Annotated in this window: 3 protein-coding genes and 1 pseudogene; all 4 read right to left on the minus strand. The window is 61.6% G+C overall.

Annotated elements, in window-relative coordinates; genetic code table 11:
* Positions 1-26: 26 nt before the first annotated feature.
* Entirely contained in the window at positions 27-773 is a 747-nt protein-coding gene (locus AC1DWI_RS19385; protein WP_477669625.1) for an ABC transporter substrate-binding protein, read from the minus strand.
* 150 nt (positions 774-923) lie between these two features.
* A pseudogene (locus AC1DWI_RS19390) lies at positions 924-1,313 on the minus strand (hypothetical protein); the annotation flags it as partial.
* A gap of 137 nt (positions 1,314-1,450) precedes the next feature.
* Positions 1,451-2,236, minus strand: a complete 786-nt coding sequence (locus AC1DWI_RS19395) for a peptidylprolyl isomerase (protein ID WP_477669513.1) — start codon at positions 2,234-2,236, stop codon at positions 1,451-1,453.
* Positions 2,237-2,339: 103 nt separating this feature from the next.
* Positions 2,340-2,588, minus strand: coding sequence for a BolA family protein (locus AC1DWI_RS19400; RefSeq protein WP_477725491.1), 249 nt, complete (start codon positions 2,586-2,588; stop codon positions 2,340-2,342).
* Positions 2,589-2,590: the final 2 nt, after the last annotated feature.

The raw sequence follows: 2,590 nt of genomic DNA on the forward strand, positions 1-2,590 counted from the left end.
CAAGTGGGTGGGATGAGTCTTTGGCGTTAGCGGGTAGAGGGCGGGGCGACTGCCGCGCCCTCAATGCCGTGGCGCGCCAACGCTGTGGCCACAAATCCCGAAGCCTTCATCTCTTCGACAAACGCCGCCAGGTAGCGCGCACCGGCCTCGCGCCCCTTGGGCAGGCCCATAGCCTGGTTGATCACCATGAAGCGCCCCGGTAGCAAACGCACGCCCGTTATGCGTTTAGCGTCAGCCTCCAACTGCTGCTTGACGCCGGCCGCCACCTCGATGTTCTGCGCGACCATCACATCGGTCACCGCCGGGGAGGTGGGGGCCTTCACCAGCCTGGCCGCTTTCAGTTCACGGGTCAGATAGAGATCGTAGGCACTGCCGTTGCCGACCACGACGCGGTTGGCCACCTGGTCCACCTCTTCATTGCGTTGTATCGGCGAGTCCATGCGCACCAGGTACGCGCCCTCGATGATCACGTAGGGCGGCGTCTGCAACATGTCTGCGCCGCGCACCGGGTCTATCGCGACAAAGGCGATGTCAACCTGCACATCCCTGACCGCTTCGACCACCTTGCCGGCCGATGTGAAGGTCACCAGCTGCACCGGTACGCCCAGGCGCTTGCCGAGTTCGTTGGACAGATCCACCGAGACGCCGCGCGGTGAACCGTCCGGCATGCGAGCCGCCAGTATGGGGTTGCCGAAATTGATGGCAGCCCTGAGCTTGCCGGACGGCGCCAGTTCGGCGGCAGGAGCCGGCGGCGCAGAGACACAACCCAGCAGCGCGAAACCAGCCAGCGCCAGCACGGCCAGTGCGGCAAGCCACCACCACAAGCCGTTTGAGTTGCTCACCTGGCCCGGGGATTGTCCTTCGCTCGGGCCAGATCCCTCGCCAGCGCCCGTACCCGGTCCGATTCCCCCGGCTTCCACCGCATCCTTGGCTTCCTTGAGCCCCATGCCCGTCAGGCCTCGCAAGCGCCGTACCGCCTCTATTTTGTTGCCTTGGTCCAGCGCCTCTTGCACCTGCGCGGGCAGGGGCGCGCCGGCGGGCAAGGCGTTGGGCGCGAAGCCGGTGACCGGCGGCTCGCCGCGCATATAGGCTTCCAGCGCGTCCTTGGTTTCCTTCAGGCCCAGGCCGGTGCCGGCGCGCATCAGCTGGATGGCTTCAACCAGGTTGCCGCGTTGCAAGGCATCCTGCACGGGTTGGGGAAGACTGGGGCCGGAAAGAGGATTGGGCTCGGTCATGTGCGCCTCGACTGTGGGGAAAGAGATGAGGAAAAGCAAGGCGCTTGCGCATCGAGCCTCTGGAGGAATGTGAGCCATTGGAACGGCCGCCAGTACCTTCGTCAACCGGCAATTCACGTAATCCGTCCTGATCGGTGAGCCTCAAGAAAAAAGCAGCCAAAAGGCTGCTTTTTCAGGAAGACAAGGCGGGCAGGGCGCTCGCAGCGATGTGCCGCTTACTCGACCTTGGCTTTTTTGCGCAGTTCTTCCTGGAACGCCGCCAGCTTTTGCTGCTGCATTTGCTGAGCGATCTGCGGCTTCACTTCCTCGAAGGACGGGAGCTGGGCCGTGCGGATGTCGTCCACACGAATGACGTGGTAACCGAACTGGGTTTTCACCGGGGTATCGGTGGTCTGGCCCTTGTTGAGCTTGACCAGTGCCTCGGTGAATTCAGGCACATAGCTGGAAGGGTTGGCCCAGTCCAGGTCGCCGCCCTTGGCACCGGATCCGGGATCCTTGGACTTCTTCTTGGCGATGTCATCGAACTTGCCGCCCTTTTTCAGGCTGGCAATGATCTCTTTGGCCTCGGCTTCCTTTTCGACCAGGATGTGGCGGGCCTTGTACTCCTTGCCGCCATTGGCTTCGGCAAATTTGTCGTATTCAGCCTTCAGCTCGACATCGGTCACCGGATTCTTCTTCTGGAAGTCAGAAAACAGTTCGCGGATCAGGATGGTCTGGCGTGCCAGTTCCATTTGCACCTTGATGTCATCGCTGGAAGCCAGGCCCCGCTTTTCCGCTTCCTGCATGAACACTTCGCGCGCAATTACTTCTTCACGAAGCTGGCCTTCCATCTCAGGCGTTACTGGCCGGCCGGACTTGGCGACCTGTTGCGCCAGCGAGTCCAGGCGCGATTTTGGAACGGCCTTGCCATTGACGATGGCCACGTTCTGCGCCATGGCGCCTTGCGCGCCCAGTGCCAGCAGTGCCGCTACGGCGGTGCCGAGTAAAAGATGTTTCTTCATGATGTTTTTGTAGTCCTTTTGGTAATGCTTGAAAGCGTTTGGCAATGCGTTCTGACGTTGCTGCGGCTCTGTGCCGAAATCCCCGGGGCAAATCAGCGCAGATTCAGGGTGACTCGATGACTTMAATCGCCAGGGCATGGAGGCCCTGATCAATGAAATTTTGCATTGCATCATACACAAGCCGGTGGCGCGCCACCCGGCTCTTGCCGGTAAAGAGCGGGCTGGCAATGCGGATGCGAAAATGGGTACCGTAGCCTTCCGCGTTAGCGCCCGAATGCCCGGCATGGGAAGCGCTCTCGTCCAGCACTTCCAGTCGGGTGGGCTGAAGCCGCGCCTTGAGCTGCTGCTCGATCT

Source organism: Polaromonas sp. P3_C2 (genome assembly GCF_056402675.1).